The sequence below is a fragment of the Mesorhizobium sp. M7A.F.Ca.US.006.04.2.1 genome (assembly GCF_004022915.1).
Classification (GTDB): domain Bacteria; phylum Pseudomonadota; class Alphaproteobacteria; order Rhizobiales; family Rhizobiaceae; genus Mesorhizobium; species Mesorhizobium ciceri.
The window spans coordinates 1-2397 of record NZ_RZQA01000912.1 but is presented as its reverse complement, the minus strand read 5'-3'; the positions used below and the strand labels follow the sequence as shown (position 1 = coordinate 2397).

Sequence of the window (2397 nt, the reverse complement as noted above, 5' to 3'; positions counted from 1 at the left end):
GCCTATGAGGAGGCTTGCCATGTGATGGGCCAGGAAGTTGCCGCAATCGTGATCGCCTGCATTCTGCAAAGAGCGCAGCATATCAACTCGGCTGGCGGTTATCTGCGCGTGCTGACCGAAAAGGCAAAAGCGGGTGAGTTTTCTGTTGGACCTATGCTCATGGCGGCGCTGAAAGACAATGGCGCGTCAGCACGGATGACCGGATGAGCGTGGGCAAGGCAAGATATCGCGGGGCAGCGGCGTAAGGATGTGACCGGTGCTGTTGAGGTGGCCTGGCACATTCCCACCTGTCGGCGGGGTTTGCGGCGCGGCCACTGAACGGGTTCGTTCTTGAAAACAGTCTACAAGTGCCATATCTTTTGCACACGAAATATGACTCCCGATATGGTAGGATGAACACCATGGGCCAGGCACTCAAGATAGCCGAGCAGAATGGACCTCTCATCTTGTCCTACATGGACCGGAATGGGAAGATTGCGATTGGGCAGGTCGCGGACGGTTTTGGCATGTCCAAAGGCCAGTTGGCCCAGACTGCAGGTCTTGCGCGCGAGACGCTTTATCGGTCAGAGCGTAGCGCCACGGGAAAGACCCAGGGGCGTCTGCGAGAAATGCTCGAGATCATCAGCCGGGTGACGGATTGGGCGGGTGGCAAGGAGCAGGCGATGGCCTGGTATCGGGCTCAGCCGCTTCCGGCATTTGGGGGACGCACCGCTGAGGCGCTGGTGAAGGACGGCAAGGCAGCAGCGGTCCGTGATTATCTCGATCACATGGCCGTTGGCGGGTTTGCGTGAGGTTCGTCGGAACCTGCTACCGCGCACATGATCCACGTTGGGCATTCAAGCCGACTTCCGGCGAAGGAGCGGCGATCAGAGGTGCGCGATTTAATCCCAAAGGCGTGCCGGCGCTCTATTTGGCGCTGACCATCATGACAGCGGTCAAGGAAGCCAACCAGGGGTTCGCGCACCGGATCGATCCGTGCGTGCTGTGTTCCTATGAGATCGACTGCGATGACATCGTTGATCTGACAACAGACGAGGGCAGGGGAGAATTTTCTATCGCGCTCGAAGAGATGGCCTGCGCCTGGGCGACGGCGCTCAGCGACGGAGAGCGCCCAGCGTCCTGGTCCATCTACGACCGCTTGCGACCTCGAAATATTGCCGGCATCGTGGTCCCAAGTTTCGCGCCGAGCGCCGAGATGGAGGATCGTAACCTGGTCCTTTGGGACTGGGGCCCGGGTCTACCGCACAAGGTGGCTGTATTCGACCCCAGTGGTCGGCTGCCGAGGGATCAGCTGTCTTGGCGATAGACCGATCCGCCAGGGGAGGGGGCCTACAGTCCACTGGCCCTGGTGAGATTGACGCGAAACCGGTCCCTGCGCCGCTGGTAGCGGCGGGTCATTTCGGCCGACGTATGGCCAAGCTGCTTTTGAACGTAACGCTCGTCGACCTCAGCCGATGAGGCAAGACCGGCGCGCAAGGAATGACCGGAAAATTTCTCTGCACGATCGCCTTCGGACAGGTCGCCACGAACCCCGGCTGCGAGGGCGGTGCGTTTGACCAGCCGCGCCACTTCCTGGTCGTTGAGCCGCTCGGCTGCAACTGCTTTGCCGTTTCCGGTGACGCGTCGAAACAACGGCCCATGGCCGACCCTCGCCAGTTTCAGCCAGGTTTGCACCGCCACAACCGGGCATGTGGCATCGGACGAGCCACGGCCGATCTCGACCTCGCGCCAGCCGGTCTTTCCGCGCAATGCGACGAGAACGCCTTTGTCCAAAACCTCGATCCAGCCGCGGCCGTCCTGGGTTTGGTCCCTGGCAACGTCCAGGCCAACGATTTCAGAACGCCGCAGGCCGCCGGCGAAACCCAACAGGAGCATGGCGCGGTCGCGCAGGCCGCGCAACGTTCCACGGTCAAGGGTCTCGAGCATGGCAATCAGGTCTTCAGTCAGAATGGCTTCCTTTTGCCGGGGAGGGGAGGCGTGGGTGTTGCGAATGCCGGCCAGCACAGTGGCGATATGCCGGTCCTTCCTGTCCAATGGCTGGCCACGCTGAGAAAAATTCCAGGTGATCGAGGAGAGACGTCGCTCGATGGTCGAGACGGCGTTCGGCTTCTTGTCGCCCGTCACCTTACCGGACGCGCAGGCCGTGATGTAAAGGCCAACGACCTGCGGGTCGGGCGGCAACACATCGAGATGCTGGCGGCGCGCCCAGGCGCAAAAATGCTTCCAATCGGCGGCGTAGGCGCGCCGGGTGTTCGCCGAGCTTGCTGCCTCGACGTAATCGCGCGCGCGCTCGGCGAGCCCTTCCAGGTGCGCCGGCAGGGGAGGGGCGTTTTGCGGCTCGCAGGGTGCCTGCGCCATTTCCATGACGATATCGACAATATCAGGCAAGTCGTCGGC

General features: G+C 61.9%; 4 protein-coding genes. 3 read left to right on the top strand and 1 reads right to left on the bottom strand.

Features of this window, described 5'->3' with window-relative positions; genetic code table 11:
* From repC to EN925_RS32075, 3 genes are all read left to right on the top strand, one after another.
* The coding region (gene repC, locus EN925_RS32085) for a replication initiation protein RepC (protein ID WP_245487384.1) at positions 1-207 on the top strand (207 nt) is incomplete at its 5' end.
* A gap of 194 nt (positions 208-401) precedes the next feature.
* Complete coding sequence (locus EN925_RS32080) at positions 402-791, top strand: MbcA/ParS/Xre antitoxin family protein (RefSeq protein ID WP_127369048.1); 390 nt, start codon at positions 402-404, stop codon at positions 789-791.
* The gene (locus EN925_RS32075) at positions 788-1306 is read left to right on the top strand and encodes an RES family NAD+ phosphorylase (RefSeq protein WP_127369047.1); all 519 of its coding nucleotides are present in this window, start codon (positions 788-790) and stop codon (positions 1304-1306) included. Before EN925_RS32080 ends, EN925_RS32075 begins: the two co-directional genes overlap by 4 nt.
* Before the next feature lie 23 nt (positions 1307-1329).
* On the opposite strand, the gene EN925_RS32070 is transcribed toward EN925_RS32075, so the two are convergent.
* A partial coding sequence (locus EN925_RS32070) for a site-specific integrase (protein ID WP_245487382.1) occupies positions 1330-2397 on the bottom strand: 1068 nt, incomplete at its 5' end.